The following is a 20,372-nucleotide window of genomic DNA, read 5'->3' as shown; positions in this document are numbered from 1 at the left end:
CCCAAGCCTTGCTGGTCAGCTTCTCGTTTCCACCTTCATAGCGGGGAAAGATTGGGAACTGCCTAGCGGATCCCATCGCAATTGAACGGTCATCTCTAGGATTCGTTTACCGGGCTCGACCGGCAACCTCTTCCCTCTCTTCGGTTCCAGCGGGAACAAAGGGGTTGATCGCGGGTCAATTGGCTCTATAGCGTGAACCCTTCGACTCGAATTTACCGGGATATCCACGACGTATGGGAAGTCTTGTTCTGCTTGATCTGATGGGGGGCGTCGCGCTCCTGCTGTGGGGCCTGCACATGGTCCATAGCGGGATCCTGCGGGCCTTCGGGCCCGATTTGCGGCTGTTGCTGGCGCGAGCGCTGCGCAACCGGTTCACCGCCCTCGGCGCCGGCTTCGGCCTGACCGCCCTGCTCCAGAGCTCGACCGCGACCGCCCTGATCACCAGTTCCTTCGCCGCCGAGGAGATCGTCAGCCTGGTGCCGGCGCTCGCGATCATGCTCGGTGCCAATATCGGCACCACGCTGATCGTGCAGGTGCTGTCGTTCAACGTCGCGGCGGTGGCGCCGGTGCTGTTCATCACGGGTCTCGTCGCGTTCCGCAGCGGACCGCGCTCCCGGATCAAGGATCTCGGCCGCGTCTCGATTGGCCTCGGCCTGATGCTGCTCGCGCTGCACATCCTGCTCGATACGATGGCGCCCGCCGAGAATGCCCCGGGCGTGCGCGTGTTCCTGGGCGCGATCACCGGCGATCCCATTCTCTGCATCCTGATCGGCGCGGTCGTGACCTGGCTGGTCCATTCCAGCGTCGCCAGCGTCCTCTTGGTGATGTCGCTGGCCTATTCCCAGTTCATCTCGCCCTATGCCGCGTTCGCGCTGGTGCTCGGCGCCAACCTCGGCAGCGCCGTCAATCCGTTGCTGGAGGGCGCGCGGCGCGACAATCCGGCGAGCTACCGGCTGCCGGTCGGCAACCTCGTCAACCGTGTCGTCGGCATCCTGCTGGTGGCGCCGTTCCTGCGCCCGATCACGGAGACCATCTACACCTGGCAGCCCGATCTCGCCAAGGCGACCGCGCTGTTCCACATCGGCTTCAACGTTGCGACCGCCCTGCTGTTCATCGGCGTGCTCGACCACATGGCGCGTCTGCTCGAGCGCCTGCTGCCAAAGCGGGCACAGGAGACCGATCCGTCACGGCCGCGCTATCTCGACGAAAGCGCGCTGGAGACGCCTTCGCTCGCGCTGGCCGATGCCGCGCGCGAGGTGCTGCATATGGGCGACCACACCGAGGCGATGTTGCGCAAGGTGATGGCGGCGATGCTGACCAATGATCGCGCTTTGGTCGACCAGGTGTCGAAGATGGACAACATCGTCGACCGGCTGAACGAGGCGATCAAGCTCTACGTCACGAAACTCACCCGCGGCAGTCTCGATGAACGTGAGGGTCACCGCGCCATGGAGATCGTCGCGTTCGCGATCAACCTCGAGCATATCGGCGACATCATCGACAAGAACCTGAGCGAACTCGCGACCAAGAAGATCAAGCATCGCCTGCAATTCTCTGCTGAAGGCGCCGAGGAATTGTCGGCGTTCCATAAGCGTACGATCGACTCGCTGCGGATCGCCTTCGGCGTGTTCATGTCGGGCGATGCCAACGAGGCGCGCCGGTTGCTCACCGAGAAGGCTGCGCTGCGCGCGGCGGAACTCGCCGCCGTCGAGCGCCATCTGGAGCGGCTGCGCGAAGGCCGGCCCGAGACCATCGAGACCACGTCGCTGCATCTCGACGTGCTGCGCGACCTTCGCCGCATCCATTCGCACATCTGCTCGGTCGCCTATCCCGTGCTCGACGCCGCCGGCGAGACCTCGGCCGATCGCGCGAATGCGGTGGATGCAGCAGACGTTGCGGCCCCGGCGGCCGGACGTTGATCAGCGGTCCAACGTCTTCGACGCCTGGCCGCGGTTCTTCACGATCAGCATGATGTTGCGGATGTAGATCAGGGTGGCGAGGCCCTGCCCGATAATGATGACGGGTTCGCGCTTGGCGAGCCCGTAGACCAGCGTCATCAGACCGCCGCCCATCGAGAAGAACCAGAACGCCATCGGCACCACGCTCTGGCCGGCGCGCTCGCTGGAGATCCACTGCACGAGAAAGCGCGCCGTGAAGAACAATTGCGCGATGAGGCCGAACGCCAGCCAGAAATCGAACTTGGCGATGAACACGTCGTAGAGATAGGCGCTCAGCGCCTGACCGTACTGAATCAGCATCACTTCACCTCGGTGACATCAGGCACTTCAGTGACCAGCGGCGTCGGTTTCTTGCGGCGGATCAGCCACCACACGCCGGCCAGATCCATGATCCCGATCCAGAGCCGGTCGAAGAATCCATAGTTCGACACGCCGGAATGGCGCGGACGGTCGACGACGTCGACATAGGCAATCGCCAGCCCCTCGCGGCGGACCAGCGCCGGAAGGAAACGATGCAGCCCGTCGAAATAGGGCATCGTCAGAAACACCTCGCGCGGAAATGCCTTCAGGCCGCAGCCGGTGTCGCGGGTGCCGTCGCGCAGGATGATGCCGCGCACGGCGTTAGCGATGCGCGATTGCAGCTTCTTGAAACCGGTATCCTTGCGGCCGACCCGCTGGCCCGCGGCGAGGCCGACGCGACCATTGCCGCCCTCGATCGCCGCGATCAGGTTCGGCAGGAAGGCCGGATCGTTCTGCCCGTCCCCATCGAGCGTTGCCACGATCGCGCCGCGCGCGGCGCGAACGCCACTACGCACGGCAGCCGACTGCCCCGAGGAGACCGCGTGGCGGAGTTGCCGGAGGTTGGGCCGCTGCGTCATGATCGCGCTCAGCCGTTCGCCGGTGGCGTCGGTCGAGCCGTCATTGACGTAGACGATTTCGTAGACCCAGCGTCCGTCGAGCGCCGCCGCGATCTCGGCGATCAGCGGCGCGATATTATCCGCCTCGTTGCGCACAGGCACGACGATGGAAACGGCGACCGGCGTCTGGTCGGAAACAGGCAATTCGACACTCGTGGTTGATGTGGGGTTCGCGGCTGGAACCCGCCCGATCCGGCCGCCGGGCGACCGCTTTTATGGGGCGAAGGCGCTCCCCGCAACCCTTTTGAGGCGCTCTTCCGACGGTCCCGGCAGGGCCACGACCGTGCCATCGCGATCAATGGCGAAACCAAGGCGGCGGGCGGCGAACCAGTAGCGCACGGCCATTGCGCCGATCACGCCGACCAGCGCGCCGGCCACCACGTCGCTCGGATGATGGGCCAGCAGCACCAGCCGCGTCGCGATGATGATCAGCGCATAGACCAGCATCGCGACCCGCGCACGCGGCCAGACGGCCGAAACGGCGAAGGCCAGCGCGAATGCCGTGATCGAATGTCCCGACGGAAAGCTCGAATAAGCTTCCGTGCCCGCGAAGTGCTGGAAGTTGAAGGCGTTGGCCTTGCCGCCGACGAACGGCCGCCCGCGGCCGACGATCCACTTGATCACTTCCCCCACCGCCACCGACAGCGCGACCGAGAGAAACAGGTATTGCAGCCTCGTACCCAGGCCGAGCAAGGTCGCGCGCGGCACACCACGCAGCGCAGGCGCCGTCAATGCGACGACAATCAGCAGCACACCCAGCGCGCTCAGCACGTACTCGTCCTTGCCGAAATCGGTGAGTATCTTCACCCACCAGAGACCAGGCGTGCCGCGTGGCGGCATCAGGCTGATCTCGGCAACATCGACCGCATACATCAGCGTGATGATCACGGCGCCGACGATGACGACGAGCAAAAGCACGTGGCGCGCGGAGCGTCGCGCCGCCTCGGCCCGGCGCGAATGCGACGGTGCCCGGACAAGCTGGGCGAGGGATAGCCAGACCAGCGTCAGCAATCGTCCGAAATAGTTGGCGGATTCCGACTTGGCTGGCGGCGCCGGCATGTCACTCCGTCCCTTCGGAACGGAAGATCGCAATCGAGACGGCCTTGCCCTGCGAGATGTTGTAACCCTCGATCCGCACCGGCGCGTTGTAGCGCAGTCCGATCGCCTCGGCGCGCTGCACGAAGGCGCGCTCCGAGCGCTGTTCGACCAGTGCGAAGCGGCAGGAGCCCTGGCCCAGGAAATCGGCGGCTCCCGATCCATCGGTGAGCAGCGTCGAGGTATCGGTCATGAACACGAGGCTCGGCTCGTGGAAGCCGGCGGCCGCGGCCTTCGGACCAACGCAAGTCACATTGCGTAAGGCGCGCGCGACCTCCTGGCTCGGAAACACGGTGGTGAGGCGTGGCAGCACCACTCCATAGGTGGCGCCCGCCATCAGTGCCGCGGCGATCACCGCGTTGAGCAGCGAGCGCTCGGCGCGGCTGTCCTCGAACATCCACCACGCGATCAGGCCGAACACCATCGCGACCGCAAACAGCGGCCATGCCGGAAACACCGGCTGATGGATCGCCTTGATGGCGCCGACGATCACCAGCACCGCGCCGAACGCGGGAATCGCGAACCACCAGGCGGCGCCGCGCAACAGCCAGGGGGAGCGCGACAGCACACGCCGCTCCAGTGCGCCCACGGTCAGGATCGCGATCGCGGGATAGAGCGGCAGCACATAATGCGGCAGCTTGGTCAGCACCGCCTCAAACACGATCCAGGACGGGATCAGCCAGGCCAGCAGAAATTGCGCGCCGGGTTCGCGTCGCGCACGCCAGACCGCCGGCGCCGCAAGGCCGGCGAGCGGCGCGCCGGGCCAGAACGTGATCCAGAACAGCAGCAGATAGAGCCCGGGCGGCGCGCCGTGGGATTCCTGGGCGCCGAGCTTGCTCAGCATGTCGCCGCCGACCGAGTCGGCAAAGAAGGTCTCTCCGGCACGCAGGAAGATCAGCACGAACCACGGCAGCACCAGCACCAGGGTCCACATCAGGCCCCAGACCGGACGCATCCGCCAGAACCACGCTGCCGATCGATCGAGTATCGCAAGGGCGGCCATCGCAAGGCCGACGAACATCAGGATCAGCGGTCCCTTGAGCAGGATCCCGATCGCCAGCGCCGTCCAGAAGATCGCGGGCGGGGCCCATGATGGATGCGCCGGATCCTCACCGCGTTGCCAGGATAGATACACGCGCGCCATCGCGCCCATCGCCGCGGTGACCGTCAACAGCAGCATGGCGTCGGTCTTGGCGAGCCGCGCTTCGACGCCGAGCAGCACGCAGCTTGCCATCATCAAGGCGGCCAGCACCGCCCCCTGTCGTGTCACGAAGGCAAGCGCCGTCCAATAGGTCAGCAAAACGGCGCCGATGGCGCCAATCAGGGACGGCAGGCGGTAAACCCAGATGCGGACCTGGGCACGCGGCACCCCGAGCGCGGAGATGGTTTTCAGAGCCGCCGCCTGCATCCAGTAGATGCCGACCGGCTTCTTGTAGCGAACGTCGTCCTGGAAGCGGATATCGACGAAATCGCCGCTCTCGACCATCTGCTTGGTTGCCTGGGCAAAGCGCACCTCGTCGCGGTCGACCGGCGGGATGGTGAAGAAGCCCGGCAGGAACAGTACGAGGCAGGTCAGCGTCAGGAACAGGATCGAACGCCATTGGCTGGCCGTTGCGAACTCGAACGCCAAGAACAGCCTGCGGCTAGAATGCGCAGGTTTTACAAACTGTTGCCCTGCTCCGAAGCGCCGGGGTTGGAGGCCGTCCACCATGGGTTTCGCATACGATGAAACCGCAGCGCAAACAACCGTGCTGTTCCGCTTTCCGACCCTGCCGCTCCGCTTTCCTGCGCGATCATTGCACGCGGATCACAACGGTATCCGCGGCACCCGTGGCGTCGATGACCGTGAGCCGCGCGAAGCCCGGTCCGGGCGGGTCGATCAGGCGCTGGCGGCGGCTGTCGATGTCCCCGGCTGAGACACCATTGACGAGGACCGTCAGCGGCAGCACACCGCCGGCAACCTTCACCGGCAGCGGCGCATTGCGGCCGCCCTCGGATTGATCGACGTCGATGCGCGAGCCGTTCAGCGGAAACTGGATATGCGGAACCTGGTCGTTGCCGCCGCGAACCAGTTCGCCGAGCGGCCGGAAGCGGCGCAGCGGCGGCGGCAGTTTCGCGTTGGAGGCAACCAGCACGCCCCGTGGCGGCTTCGGCAACGCCGCCGGGATTTTCCCGGTGCGCGCAAAGGCGTCGAACAGGATCGGCGCCGCCGCCGTGCGGCCGACCAGACCCGGCACCGGCGCGCCGTCCGGGCGGCCGACCCAGACGCCGATCGTGATGCGGCCATCGAAGCCGACCGACCAGGCATCGCGATAGCCGTAACTGGTGCCGGTCTTGAACGCGATCCGGTTATGCATGCCGTTCTCCGGTGGCGGCGTGCCGAGCAGGACGTTGCCGACCTGCCAGGCCGCGGCCTGATCCATCAGCCGCATCGTGTCGCGGCTGTCATTCTCCCGCATGATCTCGCGCAGCGGCTTGGTGCTGCCGAGCCGCGCCAGACCGGAATAGAGCTGGGCGAGATCCTGCAGCGTGATGCCGACGCCGCCGAGACCCATCGCAAGGCCCGGCGCCTCGTCCTTCGGCAGCACGAGACTGGTGCCGGCCTGCTTCAGCCGCGACGACAGCCGGCTGGCGCCGACCCGGTCGAGCAGTGCGATCGCGGGCACGTTCAGCGACAATTGCAGCGCCTTGCGGATCGGCACCGTGCCCTGGAACGTCATGTCGAAATTTTCCGGCGCGTAGGTGCCGAAGCGGATCGGCCGATCCTCGATCAGGCTGTCGGGATGGACAAAACCATCCTCGAAGGCGAGCCCATAGATGAACGGCTTCAAGGTCGATCCCGGCGAGCGCACCGCGCGCGTCATGTCGACCTGCCCGGCCCGCCGCTCGTCGAAATAGTCCGCAGACCCGACGCGCGCGAGCACGTCGCCCGTCTCATTGTCGACCACGACGATCGCGACCGAGACGTCTGGCCCCTGCGCGATGGCGCGATCGCGCGCCAGCGCCTCCAGGTTCCGCTGCAGCGTCGCGTCCAGCGTCAACTTGATGACGGGCGCATCCTTCATCGTCGCGATCGCCTGATCGGACGAATGCGGCGCCAGGATCGGGATCTGCTTGCGCAGCTTCGGCACCGCCGTCGCCGTGGCCTGCGCAGCGTCCTCTTTCGACACCACGCCGTCCTCGACCATGCGATCGAGCACACGATCGCGCGCGGCATGGGCGGCTTCCGGGTAACGATCGAGCCGACGCCGCTCCGGCGATTGCGGCAAAGCCACCAGCAGCGCGGCCTCCGCCAGCGAGAGCCGCTTCGGCTCCTTGCCGAAATAGGCGATCGAGGCGGCGCGGACGCCCTCGAGATTGCCGCCGAACGGCGCCAATGCAAGGTAGAGATCGAGGATCTGGTCCTTCGAGAGCTGCCGTTCCAGCTCGACCGCCCGCACCATCTGCCGCAGCTTGGCGTAGACCGAGCGCTGGTGCCGCGGCTCGATCAACCGCGCCAGCTGCATGGTGATGGTCGAACCGCCCGAGACGATATGGCCGCTGGTGAGCAGCTGGAATGCGGCGCGCGACAGCGCCAGCGGATCGATGCCGTGATGCTCGTAGAAGCGCTTGTCCTCATAGGCGAACAACAGCTTCAGATAGCCGGGATCGACTGACGTCTTCGCATCGACCGGCAGCCGCCAGCGCCCATCCGCCATCGCATAGGCGCGCAACAGCTTGCCGTTGCGATCGACGACGGTTGTCGAGACCTGCTGCGCCTGCGTGAGCGGCAGCGGACCGAGCGAAACGACCCAGGCTGCGAAGGCGCCGGCTGCGACCAGCGTCGCGACGGCGCCGATCGCCAGCACGGACTTGATCCGGGGCCAGCGCGATCCGCGTTCGAGGGCTACCTTCAACGTTCCACTCATTTCGCCGGCTTCACCTCAACAGCACCGGTGCCGCTGCGGCCGTAGCGCGAGGGGTTGTACATGTCCTCGACATAGGCCTGCGGCAGCACGTATTTGCCCGGCGACACCGCGCGCACGACGTAGGCAACCGTGAACACCGATTTGTCGTTGGCGCCGCGGTCGATCGCCGCGGTGAAGCGGTCATCGCGGAACTCGGTGTTCTTCGGCTCGACACCATCCTCGATCCATTCGAGCGTGCCGGAATCGCCTGATGACACCAGGTTCGGGTTGTCGATCTCGAGCCCGGCCGGCAGATAGTCGGCGACCATGATGTGGCCGAATTCCGGTTTGGCTTCCGTCACCTTCAGGACAACCGCAAAGCGGTCGTTCTGTTTCGCCTTGGTGACATCGGCCGGCTTGCCGTCGAGCGTGAAATAGCTGCGCTCGATCTTGAAGCCGTTGGAGGCCGCGGGTTCCGGCGTGACCGGCGAGCCCGACACCGAGACCACCGCCTGCACCGGTGCGTCGCCAGTGTTGGTGATCTTCAGCGGCTGGCCCGTCATCTCCTCGGCCTTGTAGCTGCGATAGACTGCGGTCTTGACCGACTGGCCGTTGATGTCGAGCGCCAGCGTCTCCTTGGCGAGCGCGCGTGTCGCCAGCACCATCCACGCATTCTCCTGCGTCGAGGTGTAGGGCGACAGCCCCCGCGCCGCTTCCACCCGCAGCACGGCCTGCGTCAGCGTGGTGCGCGGTGCGTTGCCCTCGCCCGCGAGCGAGACCAGCGCTGCGGCATCGCGCAGCGCCGAGCCGTAATCGACCCGGCCGAACTCGATCACCGGTTTCGGGTTCAGCGCGTCGAGCGCGGCACCATAGACCCGCTCGGCCCGCGCTCTGTCGCCGACCAGCGCCAGCGCCGCGGCGAGCTGCGCCTTGGAGATCGGCGTCGCCAAATTGTTCAGCTTGGTGTCGGCGAGATAGCGCAGATCACCGATCGGCGCGGCACCGTTGCGCGCGAGCACGTAGAGGCCGTAGGCCAGATCGCGGCCGCCGTCCTTCTCCGGCTCGTTCGCGTTCACCACCGAATTCCTGACGCGGTCGAGCGCGCTCTTGAACAGCACGTCCGGCACCGCAAAGCCCTTTTCGCGGGCCCGGGTCAGGAAATCAGTGACATAGGCATCGAGCCAAGCATCGTCGCCGCCCGCGGACCACAGGCCGAACGAGCCATTGGACCCTTGTCGAGCGAGGAGCCGCTCGATCGCGTCGCGGATGCGCTGGTCGACCGCAGTATCCATCGCAAGATGGGCGCCGGCGGCAAGATCGTTGACATAGAGCAGCGGCAGCGCGCGGCTGGTGATCTGCTCGGAGCAGCCATAGGGGTAGCGGTCGAGCGCCTTCAGGATGCTCGCCGCATCGAGCGCAGTCGACAGGCTCGCCGAGACCGAGACGCTGCCGGTGCCTGGCACGAGGTCGGAGAACATGTCCGACGTCAGCGTCAGGCTCTCGCCCTTCGCCAGCGTGCGGATCGAGCGCCGCGCCAGCACTTGCGTCGCCGGCTTGACGTCGAGCGCATAGTGCCGCGCCAGCGTCAGCCCGTTCGGCCCGGAGATGTCAACGTCGAATTCGGCGCGCCCGGCGCCGCCGGCCTCGAGGCCGAGCGACAGCGAGCTGCGCTGCTTGGCGGCGAGCCTCACGGTCGTGGTCGGGTTACCCGAGGCCTTAATCGGGCCACTCGCCTTGACGCTGACAGCATAATCGCCAGCGGCGCCTTCGACATTGTCGATATCCATGCTGATGGTGCCCTTGTCACCAGTCAGCAGGAAGCGCGGCAAGGTCGCGGTCACCACCACGGGATCGCGCACGGTCACGTCGACATTGGCGCGACCGAGCTTGGTGGCGCTCCACGCCACCGCCATCACCCGCGCGGTGCCGGCGAATTCGGGGATGTCGAAGCTCACCTCGGCGGTGCCGTCAGGGCCGACCGTGACGATGCCGGAATACAGCGCGAGCGGCTTCTGCGTCGGCGGCGAGCCCTGCAGCTCGGCGCCGGCGGCGTCGCCGCCGCTGCGGATCTGGCCGCGGGTGCCCTGCATGCCGTCGATCAGCTGGCCGTAGAGGTCGCGGATCTCGGCGGTCAGGCGGCGCTGGCCGAGATAGTAATCATCCGGCGCCGGCGGCTTGTAGTTGGTCAAATTGAGAATGCCGACGTCGACCGCCGCCAGCACCACCTTGGCATCCTCGCCGGGATTGAGCCCGCCGAGCTTGACCGGGATCTTCAGCGCTGTCCCGGGCCGCACCAAGGCGGGCGGCGACAGCTCGACCGCAAGCGTACGCGTCTTCTTGTCGATACCGAACCATTTCAACCCGATCGCACGGCCCGGCATGCGCCCGGCGGCGGCATCGAGCGGACGGCGCAGCGTCGTCATCACATACGCTCCGGTACCCCAGTCCTTGCCGACCTGCAGCTTGACCTGCTGGGTGCCTTCCTTGACGTCGACGCTCTCCGTGGTCAGCAGGCGGTCACCGAGCACATAGACGGTGAGCTTGCCGGCGGTGCGCGCATTGACCGACACCGTCATGGTATCGCCCGAGGCATATTCCGGCTTGTCGATCGAGGTTTCCAGCAGGTCCGGCGTGTCGGCGCTGCCGTCGGAATACCAGCCGACGTCGAACTGCACCGAGGTCACCGGGCCGTCGGCGTCGGTCGATTTGACGTCGAGCCGGTAGCGGCCCGGCTGCGGCTGGAAGGTCAGGCGCATCGGCTTGTCGGCCGCGAGGTTGACGTCACCATCGGACACGCGGCGGGTCGACTTGACCGGCTCATACTGCCAGGACGAGTTCTGCCGGTACCATTGGTAGCGCGACTCCAGCTTCAACAGCTCATAGCGCAGTCCGTTGCGCGGCAGCTGCTTGCCGTCGGGCGCGACGAACACGACATCGAACTCGGCCTTGTCGCCCTCGGCCACGCTCTTGTCGCCGAACAGCGGCTTGACGCCGATCAGCGAGGCGCTGGGGGCCACCGGCAGCACGATCTTGCGCTCGACCGAGCGGCCGCCGCTCTCCGCCATGCGGATGAATATCTGGGCCTCCTGCGGTCGGGTCGAGGCCGGGACCTTGTCGAGCTTGACCGGGAAGCTGGCGGCGCCGTTGGCATCGGCCTCCGGCAGGTCCTCGATCGGGGTCCGCTCGTTGCTTGCGGTCTGTTCGTCATCGACACCGAACTGGTAGCCGGCATAGCCGGGCCGGCCGTTTGCCGCGGGCGCCACCAGCATGTCGCCCTCGAGCTGCAGGCCCGAGGCCGGCGCGCCATAGAGGAAATGGCCCGAGACCTGAAGTTCCACTGGAACTTCAGCTTTGATCACCTTCTCCTTGCTGGTCAGATCGAATTCGATCCGCTCGGGGATGTAATCCTCGACCATGAAGGTGGTCTCGCCGACCGACGAGCCCTTGGGGTCGGTGAAGACGCGAGCCCGCCAGGTGCCGGTCGGCACCGCCGAGTTCAGCGCCACTGCCAGCATCCGGCCGCCGGCACCCTGGTCGGGCAGCACAGCGCGGCGGAATTCGACGCCATCGGGGCGCTCGATCACCGTGGTCAGCGGCGTCCCCGTCAGGGCGTTGCCCTGCCCGTCACGCAGCAGCGCGGTCAGATAGACGGTCTCGTTGGAGCGGTAGACACCGCGCTCGGCGTAGACGAAGGCGTCCGCGCCGGCGGGGATCGCCCGGCCGGCGACACCGCGGTCGGTGAGGTCGAAGGCGTTGGTCTTCAGGCTCAGGAAGGCGTAGTCGGCCTTCTCTCCCATCACCGTGAGCAATGCCGGCGACAGTCCGCCCTCGCCGCGCGCCAGCCCCTGCTCGAACAGCACGTGACCGGCGGCGTCGGTCTTCCGGGTGGCCAGGATCTCGTTGTTGCGGGCGACCAGTTTCACTTCCGCATTGGCGACCGCTTCGGTCGAGGCCAGCGAGTTGACGAAGACGTGGATACCGTCATTGCCGGAGAAGGCCGACAGGCCCATGTCCGAGACGATGAACCACTGCGTCGCCAGCGTGCCGTCGTCGTCGGTGCCCGGCCCCTTGGCGGCGGCGGTCATCACATAGACGCCCGGCTGCAGATCGCCGAGCGCCTGGTCGACCGGAAATGCCGTGACCACGTCCTGGTTCAGCGTAGTGGCGGTCGCAAGCTCACCGGACCACACCTTGACGCCGCGCTGGCCGCCGAGATCGGAGAGCTGGTAGCGGCTCAGCGTGCTCTGGAAGTCGCTGTCGATCACGGTGTTGATCAGGTTGCGGTCGCCGATCCTGAACACGTCGACCGTGACCGCCGGCGTGTTGACGCTGACCACCGGGATACCGCGCTGGCCGGTTCGCGGCAGCACATAGGCGCGCCCTGTGAACCGCACGAACGGCTTGCGGTCGCGGACATAGATGTTGAATTCGGCCGATTTCGACAGGGTCTCCCTGACCGTCGACGGCAGGCCGGCGCGCAGATTGATGTTGTAGCGCTCGCCGTGCTTCAGCCCGTCGACGCAGAGCTGCTGGCCTTCCGCGGACAAGGCCGGCTTGTCGGTGCCGGCCAGCGCCAGGTACGGCGCGAAGTCGACGCGCTTGGCGAGTTCCTCCGAAAACTGGAAGCAGGCCCGCGGCGAGGCCGCATCGGAATCGACGGTATAGTCGAGCAGCCGGAAGCCGTGCTCGTCGCGCATCTTCTCATACTGGCCTCTGACATCGGCCACCTCGCGCAGGTCGAGCGACAGCCGCAGCGCGTCGAGCGCCGGCCGCCACAGCTTGCGCTCGGCGAGCGCCTTGCCGAGGACCGCCAGCGAGTCGGCCTCCTCGCCCGCGTTTCCGGCGCGCTGATAGGCGATGTAGGCGGCGGTGGAGGCGCGTTCCATCAGGAAGGTCTGTTCGCTGGAGCTCGCCGACCGGATCTGGAAGACGGTCTTGGCGAGCCGCAGCCAGTTGGCGCCGTCCTCGGGCGCGGTCGCCGCGATCTGACCGAGGATCGTGAGCCCACCGCGGAAATCGTTGCGCTTGAAAGCCGCGTCCGCGTCGGTGCGCAAGGTCGCGGCCGACTTGTTGACGGCGCCTGCCTCGCTCTTGATCTGGGCTTCCAGCTTGATCGCGGAATCGGCGAGATCGTCGCGTTTGAAGGCCTTGTCCGCAGCCTGGGCGCTGACCATGCCGAGCGCCAGCGCGGCGCAAAATGCGGCGGCACGAACCAATCCGATCATGATGGAGCTCCTGAACGCCCCGCGGTCGAGCGCCGCGTTGGGGCTAAAAATGCGCGAAAAGGTGACGGAGTGAAGGCGCGGACATGAACGAACGAAAACGTCGCAGATCGCATTGCCGACATCCTTCGACAAGCCCCGGCGGCAGTGTCAAGCCGGCCCGGCGGACTGGTCAGGTCAACGCAGGGCGGGACCCCTGCTCGCCTTTGTCGTCCGCCCCCAGAAATCGGTTCGGACGGACTTGGCGGAAAGGCGGATTTTTCATAATGGCGATGCTACAAGGCGGCCACGGTCCCGTAGCTCAACTGGATAGAGTAGCGGATTTCTACTCCGCGGGTTGCAGGTTCGAATCCTGCCGGGATCGCCAACCATCTCAATACGAAGCCGTCAATGTGCGGATGACGTCCGACGCCCTGAGGTCGTTGGACGAATGGCGCCGTCAGCAGGCCGACCTGACCGGCCGCGATCCGCCGGGTGGTCGAACTCGGGCTAAAGGCGAAGAAGTAAGGCCATAAGCTGAGCGCGCCAGGGCGCGCTCCTGTCGGGGTGTCTTTGGACACGACGGTCAGCAACTAAAACGGACGTGAAGTGTTTCCAAATCGGGCGACTTTCAATTGGGAGAGTCCGATGCTGCTTAGGAAAACCCTGATCATATTATTCGCGGTAATTGCCGTGGCGTTTGCACCGACTGCTGCTTCTGCGCGCGGAGGCTTCGGCGGTGGTGGCTTTCATGGTGGCGGGTTCCACGGCGGATTTGGCGGAGGCGGCTGGCGTGGCGGCGGTTGGCGCGGAGCCGGGTTTGGAGCAGCCGCTCTTGGACTTGGGATAGGTCTCGGCTTGGCGGGTGCCTACGGTTACCCCTACGGATACAGCTACCCGTATGACTACGGTTACGACTACGGCTACGGGTACCCCTATGGCTACGGCTATCCGTACCGAGCCAGCTATGGCTACTGCGTCGCAGCGGCAAGCCAGCAAGCGTATGCTTGCTATTAGCTGCGAGCCGGCGGCCCTTCGCCGTTTGAACGTTCAACGGCGATTCGGACCGAAGTCGAAAGAAATTGCGTCCTAGGCTCCGCCGGCAAATGTGGAGGGTGAGATGGCCCTGCACTTCAGCCGCGTCGAGACTGGCGATCTGGAGATGTGGATCGCCAGCAGTGACGACTATTCGTTCGTTATCAGCAACGAAAGCCGGAGTGGACCAGGTCTGCATGGAGAGCCTGGCTTTGTTGCGTCATACCGTCCAGACTTTCTGAATATGCCAGCGCTTCAAGTATCCGGATCGCCCTTCAGCACGTTCGCTGAAGCCGAACGGGCCTGCAATGCGTTCCTGGGGCGCCTCATTATCGAGGGATGATCGTCCGGGGTCTCCACCGCAAGATCACGGAGCATTGGCCTGCCTGGCCCAGCCTCCCCCGCCCGCACAGGTTAAGGCAGAGGTAGCGCGCCGATGCAAACAGCAACCAGACAACCCGACATGCAAGGACGCGGTTCGTTAGTGGCTTCTCCCCTCTCCGGGTCTAGAGGTCAACGAGCCGGTACACCCCATTCGGGTGGAGTTTGGACACGCCATATCTTTTTCGGATGCTCGTCAGTTGGAGCGCTCACACAGCGTTTGGCGAATTGACCAATTAGCGGGAGCTCCGCGGCCTCAGATGGATTGATGTCGACTTTGAGGGCAAGCAGATCAGAGTGGCCCAGCGGGCAGACGCCTCACACCGTCTTGGCAATCTCAAATCCAAGGCGGCTTATCGGTCGATCCCCGGGTTGCAGGTTCGAATCCTGCCGGGATCGCCAGTTCATTCCCCGCTCCAGTCTTCCCAGGAGGTTGCAATTGGTTTTGGCTCACCGGGTCAGAATCACCGGGCCAGCCAATGCCCGTTCCGGACATGAGCTACGCTCCGTCGCGCGCAATCAACACCCAAGTCCCGTAAAATCACGATCGACAGGACCAAGGCGGCTGGCCTCGGCCGGTTAGGTTAAGAACAAAACATCGTTGCCGCATCGCGGATTGCCGGGATAAACCTGAGCGTGGCGTTTGAATATTTTGAACATTGCCGGACGGCGACACCGATTTCTCCAAGTCGCGCGAACAGTTCTATTTTTCAGAAGCAGCCGTGATCATGACCGGTTCGTCGAAAAAGATGCTGAGCTGGGATGCTTCCGCGGGAGACGACCCAGCGCAAGCAGTCGCCTGCGCCGTCCTGTTGTGCCTCACGATCCTTGCCGCAGTGATGGTATTTGTCAGTGGTGGCAGCCATCCCGGGATCGACTTTTCGTGTTTCTGGGGCGCGGGCACGATGGCGCTCAAGGGCCACGCGGCGACCGCCTACGATTGGCAGCAACTGCGTGAGCTGCTCATCCAGATGCAGCCGATCACTCACGCCACATATCCCTACGATCGGATGCCGGTTCCGTTTTTCTATCCGCCGGTATTCTTCCTGGTTCTGGCACCGCTGGCACTGCTGCCGTTTTGGATCGCGTTCTGGGTTTGGAGCGCGGCAAAGCTGCTATGCTGGCTGCTCGTCGTTCATGCGATCCGGCCACGTTCCGCCGCAATGCTGCTTGCGCTCGCCGCGCCGCCTGTCTTCTTTGATTTCATTGCCGGCCAAAGTGCGCTGCTCGCTGCGTCGCTGCTGGGTGGCATCCTGTTGACGTTGGACAGGCGCCCGCTGCTGAGCGGCTTCCTGCTCGCGCTGCTCATCTTCAAGCCTCAATACGGCGTTCTGCTTCCTTTCGTGCTGATCGCAACCAAGCGCTGGCGTGTCGTCGTCACGGCCAGCCTCGTGGCGCCCACCCTCATCCTGCTCACGGGGATCATATTCGGCTGGGATACTTTCAAGGGATTTCGTGAGGCGGCAACTTACGCGGCGACGCAGTTTCACCTCAGCGGCGCGCTGCCATGGTACAAATTGCAAAGCAACTATGGCCTATTTCGGTTTGCCGGCCTGGACTACGGATCGGCGATGTCGTTGCACGTCGCAATCGCGTCGGCCTGCGCGATTTGGGTGCTGATCATGTGGCGCCGCCGCATCAGCTTCTCGGTGCAGGCCGCGAGTCTGCTTGCGGCAACGCCACTCGTCTCTCCTTATTTCGCCATCTACGATATGCCGATACTGGCGATCGCGCTGGTCTTTCTCATGAATGCGAGCACGGACGAGCGGATCGCGCCGCGCTCCAATCGTCGTGTCTTCCGGATCGGTGTCGGCATCGTATTCGTGTTGGGATACGTATTCCCGCTGGTGTTGTGGCCGGTCGGCCCGTTCATGTGCGCGACCGTGATCGCGGTGATCCTGATGAGTTACCGGCAGCGCACGGCGAGCGAGACAGCCACGGGCGTACCATTGCGAGAGCCGGCGAGCGTTTGAGGGTAGCATCCACCCCATGCAGAAGCCGCCGTGTCGCCCGATAGGTTCGGATCCTCCGTACCGCCTCCCTATGAAGCCATTTTCCGGAAGCCACGAAGCCGGGCGGAAACAAACCCGGCGTAGCGTCCCAGCATTGGACCAAAGGGGATTCGGTCATGTGGGATTTCATCAACGAATTGTATCGGGATTTTTGCCTGGCTCGCCTGCAGGAGATGCGGAAGCTCGAGCATCATATCTGAACGGGCGCGGAGCATGGACAACGATCAGCCCTTGGCCGGCGCCATCCTCACGGCGATGGTGATTGCGGCAGTGGTCTGGGCCACCATCGGACCTCCGCCCGGGCACAAGAAGGTCAGCGGCCAGCACGAGACGGTCGCCAGACGCTAATCCCCGTAAGACTCCGGGGCATTCGAACCTTGGCGCCGGTCTTGCAGACAGACCATAACTGGGATTGCGGGCCCAGATTGAAACAGGGCGCCGCCGGGACAATCCATTTCGAGCCCGGCGGCGTAGTTTTTTTCAGACTGAGCAACGTGGTCGTGGCCGGCGCATTTTTGCGGCGGATGATCGGCTGCGCCTTAACTGGCGGATGTTTCCGGTAACTCAGCCGGATCGGCCGCAAAGTCCTGCCGCATCGGCGCCAACAAGACCCCGGCTCTAAAACTCTCTTAACCACAAGCGAAGGCCGCGGCCGAGATCGCGGAGCGATGCGCATCGATCGGCGTTGTACAGCACCATGCGTACGACGGGTCATCGGGTGCTGCTTGCGATCTGCGGCGTGGCCGCTCTCGCCGCGCCCATCGCAACCGCCGAGGCACAACAGGTGCAGGCCGGAACGCTCGCGTGCCGCGGCGGCCCTGATACCGGTTTCATCCTGGGCCCGGTGACCAATCTCGACTGCGTACTGCACGTCGAGAGCGCGCCGGACCGCCGCTACGTCGCAGCCATTCCCAACCTTGGTGTTTTCATCGGCGATCAGGACGTCGCGCTGACCTGGAAGGTGATGGCGCCGGTGCCGTGGCTCGGGCTCGACGATCTCGCCGGCAGTTACGCGCACGCCAGCGGCGCGGGCGACAATGTTCTCGCCGGCGGCACGCATGCGACGATCGCGTTGCATCCGCCCGATGACAAGGATCACGCAATTCCGCCGGTGAAAATCGAGAGCCTGGAGATTCGGCCGATGGATCACTGATCGCGGCTTGAGCCGCGTGCCGGCGGCCCAAATGCACAGCGCCGTCCGCTTGAAATATAGGCGGACGGCGCTGCTCCTAGCCCCAGGAAGGTGATGCAAAATCCTGACGGCTCCAAGTCTGCACGTTCCGTGCCAGGCATCATGGCCCATTTGGGCTATTTTGCTGCAGAGAAACGAAGGTAGGGTAAGCATCGAGGCGCTGGTGACGGTGCCTCACGACCAAAGTGTCAACTTGGCCTCGGCGTGGCCCACGCGCTGAGGCCTTTTCTCTTTGATGTTCACCGTCTGCTCCGAAGTCGTGTCTTGTTCCTTATCATTCAGCGCACGAATGCTTCCGTAGTTCTCCGTGCGTGAACAAAGTTCCAGCAGCGCTGCCCTGCCCGACGCATTCGGTTCGCAACGTTACATGCTGCGGCAATGATTTGCGGCGCGCTTCGCCTCGTGATTTCTTGATCCGGAATTGCCTCCGCAAAGCTGTTGTGAGCGCGCGCCGTTCGCCGATACGTCAGGGCCGTCATGGAAGATTCCGTCCAGATCCGTTGCACACGCTGCAAGAACGTCTTTCGCGATCGCGCCAAGCGGCTGCAGAACGGTTACTCGCGCCAATGTCCAAGCTGCGAGATCGTCCTGTTCTTCGACGAGGACTCGCACGATGCAAACATCAAGCGCGCGATGCGCAGCGCGCGGCGCGCACGGAAGGAGCTGCGCGAGAGCGAAGGTGTGAGTACGAGACAGACCACCGCCGCCTCGCGGCGATATGGCGGCCGCTCGGCATCGAGCTCGCGCGGAACTGAAGACGACGACGGCGACGATTGAATTGCGCCGCGGGCTATCGGACTAGCCGCCGCGGCCGGCATTCTCCGATGCGCGGTCAAGCCATTGGCGGGTCGACTCGTCACTCCAACCAGGAACAGCGAAACGCCCCGGCGGCGTCACATCCGCGGGCGCGCGAACGGTTGCAGGTTGCCGTGCGTGAGGGTGACGCCGTGGTGCGGCGTCCGCGGACGCGCACAGCATGACCAACAGACCAAGTGCCAAAACAAAGCGCATCGCATTTGCTCCTGACCACCATCGCGATCGCGCCGAGAGCGCTCTTACCTCGCCCGCTTTGTCTCGACGTAGCGCTTGAAATTATCCAGGATCGCCTGCCAGCCGCCGCGCTGCTGCTCGACCGAGTGGGTATCCTCGCTGTCGAAGGAGACCTGCACCTTGACGCCGCCGGCCTCGGGCGTGAATGCAACCTGCGCGGTGCGATCGCCGAACGAATATTCGAGCAGCCGCTGCGCCTCGACCCTGGTGTAGGTGCCGGCGAAATCGAACCCCATGCTGCCGTCCTTGGCTTCCATCCGCGACGAGAAGGCGCCACCGGCGCGCAGGTCCACGGTCGCAGCCGTGGTGTGCCAATCGTCGGAAGCCGCATTCCATTGCTTGATGTCGTCGGGCGTGGTGTAGGCGCGCCAGACATCCGCGATCGGCGCGGCAACGATGGTTTCGACGACAATCCTCATATGCGTTCCTTCGTCGGTGATTGGATGAAATGGGTGCGCCCCCGGCGCCCGGCCGGGGCGGCGGATCGCGGTCACTCTACTAGGGCCATCCGCGATGATCCACCGGCGGACAGCGCCTGGCCGGGCCGCCCAGGACATCAGGCGGCACGGATACCGTTCAACGAACCAAAATGGTTCGTGGCCGGCACAAGAATTTCGTCAGGAATGACCGTGTATGGAAGACGGGTCCAACGCCCGGAGAGGACGTCATGCAGAACCTGAATACCGTGCTGAGCAAGTTGAACGACCGCCTGCTGCGGCTGGAGGGCGAGCTGTTCGTGCTGCGATCAATCGCCCGCGCCGCCCTCACCGCCGGCGACGAATCCGCCGTCCGCACCCGCAAACTGCTCGAGGGCGCCAAGCTCGCGCTGTCAGACGAAGCCGAGCGGCCACTGGACGCGGCGACCGAGAAATACGTCGCGGCCGCCATCGCCATGGTCGACGAGCTGCTCGAGAACCCTCGCGAGGCGGCGCCGCTGTTCAGGGTGATCGACGGCGGCAGGCGCGACGACTAGTCCGCGATCACAAGTTACGGACCGGGCTCAGCTCGCGCCCTGCACGGCCTTGTCATACGCCTCGATCGTCATCTTCGCTCGGACCGCAACATCCGCCGCCGTCATGCCCGGCTTGTAGAGGCTGCTGCCGAGGCCGAAGGCGCGAATGCCGGCCTTCACATATTCCGCGAAATTCTGGTCCGAGACGCCGCCGACGGCGGCGATCATCGCATCCGCCGGCAGCACGGCGCGGATCGCCGAGATGCCGGAGACGCCGAGCACGCTCGCCGGAAAGAACTTCAGGCCCGAGGCACCGGCACGCGCGCCGAGCAGCGCTTCCGTCGGCGAGAACACGCCGGGCATCGTGACCATCGCGTGATCCCGCGCGCGCGCAAGCACGTCGACATCGACGTTCGGCGACACCATGAGGCGCCCGCCGGCGTCGTGGAGACGATCGACGTCAGCGACGGATAGCACCGTGCCGGCACCGATCAGGACATCGGCAGGCGCCCGCTTCACCGCGATCTCGATCGAACGGAACGGCTCGGGCGAGTTCAGCGGAATCTCGATCGCGGTCATGCCCGCCTCGATCAGGGTGCTGACGATGGCGGAGGTTTCGTCCGGCCTGACGCCACGTAGGATCGCGACTAGCGGACGCTTCATCGGCGGAAATGGAATGCTCATGCGTTGAT

General features: G+C 65.1%; 16 protein-coding genes and 1 tRNA gene. 9 read left to right on the top strand and 8 right to left on the bottom strand.

All coding sequences use genetic code 11. The annotated features are described in order from the left end of the window. The first annotated feature begins 233 nt into the window (after positions 1–233). A complete protein-coding gene (locus FBZ93_RS10595; RefSeq protein ID WP_146985820.1) occupies positions 234–1,919 on the top strand; it encodes a Na/Pi cotransporter family protein in 1,686 nt (561 codons plus the stop codon). Here the strand turns inward: FBZ93_RS10595 and FBZ93_RS10590 are convergent, their stop codons facing one another. The 6 genes from FBZ93_RS10590 to FBZ93_RS10565 form a co-directional block, all read right to left on the bottom strand. Then, a complete protein-coding gene (locus FBZ93_RS10590) occupies positions 1,920–2,258 on the bottom strand; it encodes a lipid-A-disaccharide synthase N-terminal domain-containing protein (RefSeq protein ID WP_146985819.1) in 339 nt (112 codons plus the stop codon). After that, positions 2,258–3,019, bottom strand: a complete 762-nt coding sequence (locus FBZ93_RS10585) for a glycosyltransferase family 2 protein (RefSeq protein WP_146985818.1) — start codon at positions 3,017–3,019, stop codon at positions 2,258–2,260. Before FBZ93_RS10585 ends, FBZ93_RS10590 begins: the two co-directional genes overlap by 1 nt. Positions 3,020–3,088: 69 nt before the next feature. After that, positions 3,089–3,934 carry a phosphatase PAP2 family protein gene (locus FBZ93_RS10580; RefSeq protein ID WP_146985817.1) on the bottom strand — a complete coding sequence of 282 codons (846 nt, stop codon included), beginning with the start codon at positions 3,932–3,934 and terminating at the stop codon, positions 3,089–3,091. Position 3,935: 1 nt separating this feature from the next. Beyond that, positions 3,936–5,681, bottom strand: coding sequence for an ArnT family glycosyltransferase (locus tag FBZ93_RS10575; RefSeq protein WP_246667432.1), 1,746 nt, complete (start codon positions 5,679–5,681; stop codon positions 3,936–3,938). An 82-nt stretch (positions 5,682–5,763) separates the two neighbouring features. Then, complete coding sequence (gene pbpC, locus FBZ93_RS10570) at positions 5,764–7,878, bottom strand: penicillin-binding protein 1C (RefSeq protein ID WP_146985815.1); 2,115 nt, start codon at positions 7,876–7,878, stop codon at positions 5,764–5,766. After that, positions 7,875–13,082, bottom strand: a complete 5,208-nt coding sequence (locus FBZ93_RS10565; RefSeq protein ID WP_146985814.1) for an alpha-2-macroglobulin family protein — start codon at positions 13,080–13,082, stop codon at positions 7,875–7,877. Before FBZ93_RS10565 ends, pbpC begins: the two co-directional genes overlap by 4 nt. Positions 13,083–13,369: 287 nt before the next feature. On the opposite strand from FBZ93_RS10565, the gene FBZ93_RS10560 reads away from it, so the two are divergent. The 7 genes from FBZ93_RS10560 (at position 13,370) to FBZ93_RS10535 (ending at position 18,455) form a co-directional block, all read left to right on the top strand. Beyond that, positions 13,370–13,446: transfer RNA gene (locus tag FBZ93_RS10560), tRNA-Arg, on the top strand. A 260-nt stretch (positions 13,447–13,706) separates the two neighbouring features. Beyond that, positions 13,707–14,075 (top strand): hypothetical protein, encoded by a 369-nt coding sequence (locus FBZ93_RS10555; RefSeq protein ID WP_146985813.1) that lies wholly within the window; start codon positions 13,707–13,709, stop codon positions 14,073–14,075. 103 nt (positions 14,076–14,178) lie between these two features. After that, on the top strand, positions 14,179–14,436 hold the full coding sequence (locus FBZ93_RS10550) for a hypothetical protein (RefSeq protein ID WP_076859458.1): 258 nt from the start codon (positions 14,179–14,181) through the stop codon (positions 14,434–14,436). Between the two features lie 697 nt (positions 14,437–15,133). Beyond that, entirely contained in the window at positions 15,134–16,447 is a 1,314-nt protein-coding gene (locus FBZ93_RS10545; RefSeq protein WP_246667431.1) for a glycosyltransferase family 87 protein, read from the top strand. Between the two features lie 252 nt (positions 16,448–16,699). Next, positions 16,700–16,834, top strand: coding sequence for a hypothetical protein (locus FBZ93_RS41735; protein WP_283810818.1), 135 nt, complete (start codon positions 16,700–16,702; stop codon positions 16,832–16,834). A gap of 370 nt (positions 16,835–17,204) precedes the next feature. After that, on the top strand, positions 17,205–17,639 hold the full coding sequence (locus FBZ93_RS10540) for a DUF992 domain-containing protein (RefSeq protein ID WP_167528988.1): 435 nt from the start codon (positions 17,205–17,207) through the stop codon (positions 17,637–17,639). 516 nt (positions 17,640–18,155) lie between these two features. Next, positions 18,156–18,455: an OapC/ArvC family zinc-ribbon domain-containing protein gene (locus FBZ93_RS10535; protein WP_146985811.1), complete on the top strand. Its 300-nt coding sequence runs from the start codon at positions 18,156–18,158 to the stop codon at positions 18,453–18,455. Between the two features lie 278 nt (positions 18,456–18,733). On the opposite strand, the gene FBZ93_RS10525 is transcribed toward FBZ93_RS10535, so the two are convergent. After that, positions 18,734–19,147, bottom strand: a complete 414-nt coding sequence (locus FBZ93_RS10525) for an SRPBCC family protein (protein WP_146985809.1) — start codon at positions 19,145–19,147, stop codon at positions 18,734–18,736. Positions 19,148–19,395: 248 nt separating this feature from the next. Between FBZ93_RS10525 and FBZ93_RS10520 the strand changes: the two genes are divergently transcribed. Continuing rightward, positions 19,396–19,701: a hypothetical protein gene (locus FBZ93_RS10520; protein ID WP_146985808.1), complete on the top strand. Its 306-nt coding sequence runs from the start codon at positions 19,396–19,398 to the stop codon at positions 19,699–19,701. 27 nt (positions 19,702–19,728) lie between these two features. On the opposite strand, the gene FBZ93_RS10515 is transcribed toward FBZ93_RS10520, so the two are convergent. Continuing rightward, positions 19,729–20,364 carry a 2-dehydro-3-deoxy-6-phosphogalactonate aldolase gene (locus FBZ93_RS10515; protein WP_146985807.1) on the bottom strand — a complete coding sequence of 212 codons (636 nt, stop codon included), beginning with the start codon at positions 20,362–20,364 and terminating at the stop codon, positions 19,729–19,731. Between the last annotated feature and the right edge of the window lie 8 nt (positions 20,365–20,372).

This window comes from Bradyrhizobium macuxiense, from assembly GCF_007993935.1.
GTDB lineage: Bacteria > Pseudomonadota > Alphaproteobacteria > Rhizobiales > Xanthobacteraceae > Bradyrhizobium > Bradyrhizobium macuxiense_A.
This window is presented reverse-complemented; position numbering and strand designations above follow the sequence as displayed.

What these genes read in the sequence shown, in the direction of transcription:
- FBZ93_RS10515 (WP_146985807.1), bottom strand. Translation starts at nt 20,364, where the DNA reads ATGAGCATTCCATTTCCGCCGATGAAGCGTCCGCTAGTCGCGATCCTA.
- FBZ93_RS10525 (WP_146985809.1), bottom strand. Translation starts at nt 19,147, where the DNA reads ATGAGGATTGTCGTCGAAACCATCGTTGCCGCGCCGATCGCGGATGTC.
- FBZ93_RS10535 (WP_146985811.1), top strand. Translation starts at nt 18,156, where the DNA reads ATGGAAGATTCCGTCCAGATCCGTTGCACACGCTGCAAGAACGTCTTT.
- FBZ93_RS10580 (WP_146985817.1), bottom strand. Translation starts at nt 3,934, where the DNA reads ATGCCGGCGCCGCCAGCCAAGTCGGAATCCGCCAACTATTTCGGACGA.
- FBZ93_RS10565 (WP_146985814.1), bottom strand. Translation starts at nt 13,082, where the DNA reads ATGATCGGATTGGTTCGTGCCGCCGCATTTTGCGCCGCGCTGGCGCTC.
- FBZ93_RS10555 (WP_146985813.1), top strand. Translation starts at nt 13,707, where the DNA reads ATGCTGCTTAGGAAAACCCTGATCATATTATTCGCGGTAATTGCCGTG.
- FBZ93_RS41735 (WP_283810818.1), top strand. Translation starts at nt 16,700, where the DNA reads ATGGACAACGATCAGCCCTTGGCCGGCGCCATCCTCACGGCGATGGTG.
- pbpC (WP_146985815.1), bottom strand. Translation starts at nt 7,878, where the DNA reads ATGAGTGGAACGTTGAAGGTAGCCCTCGAACGCGGATCGCGCTGGCCC.
- FBZ93_RS10595 (WP_146985820.1), top strand. Translation starts at nt 234, where the DNA reads ATGGGAAGTCTTGTTCTGCTTGATCTGATGGGGGGCGTCGCGCTCCTG.
- FBZ93_RS10550 (WP_076859458.1), top strand. Translation starts at nt 14,179, where the DNA reads ATGGCCCTGCACTTCAGCCGCGTCGAGACTGGCGATCTGGAGATGTGG.
- FBZ93_RS10575 (WP_246667432.1), bottom strand. Translation starts at nt 5,681, where the DNA reads ATGGTGGACGGCCTCCAACCCCGGCGCTTCGGAGCAGGGCAACAGTTT.
- FBZ93_RS10520 (WP_146985808.1), top strand. Translation starts at nt 19,396, where the DNA reads ATGCAGAACCTGAATACCGTGCTGAGCAAGTTGAACGACCGCCTGCTG.
- FBZ93_RS10590 (WP_146985819.1), bottom strand. Translation starts at nt 2,258, where the DNA reads ATGCTGATTCAGTACGGTCAGGCGCTGAGCGCCTATCTCTACGACGTG.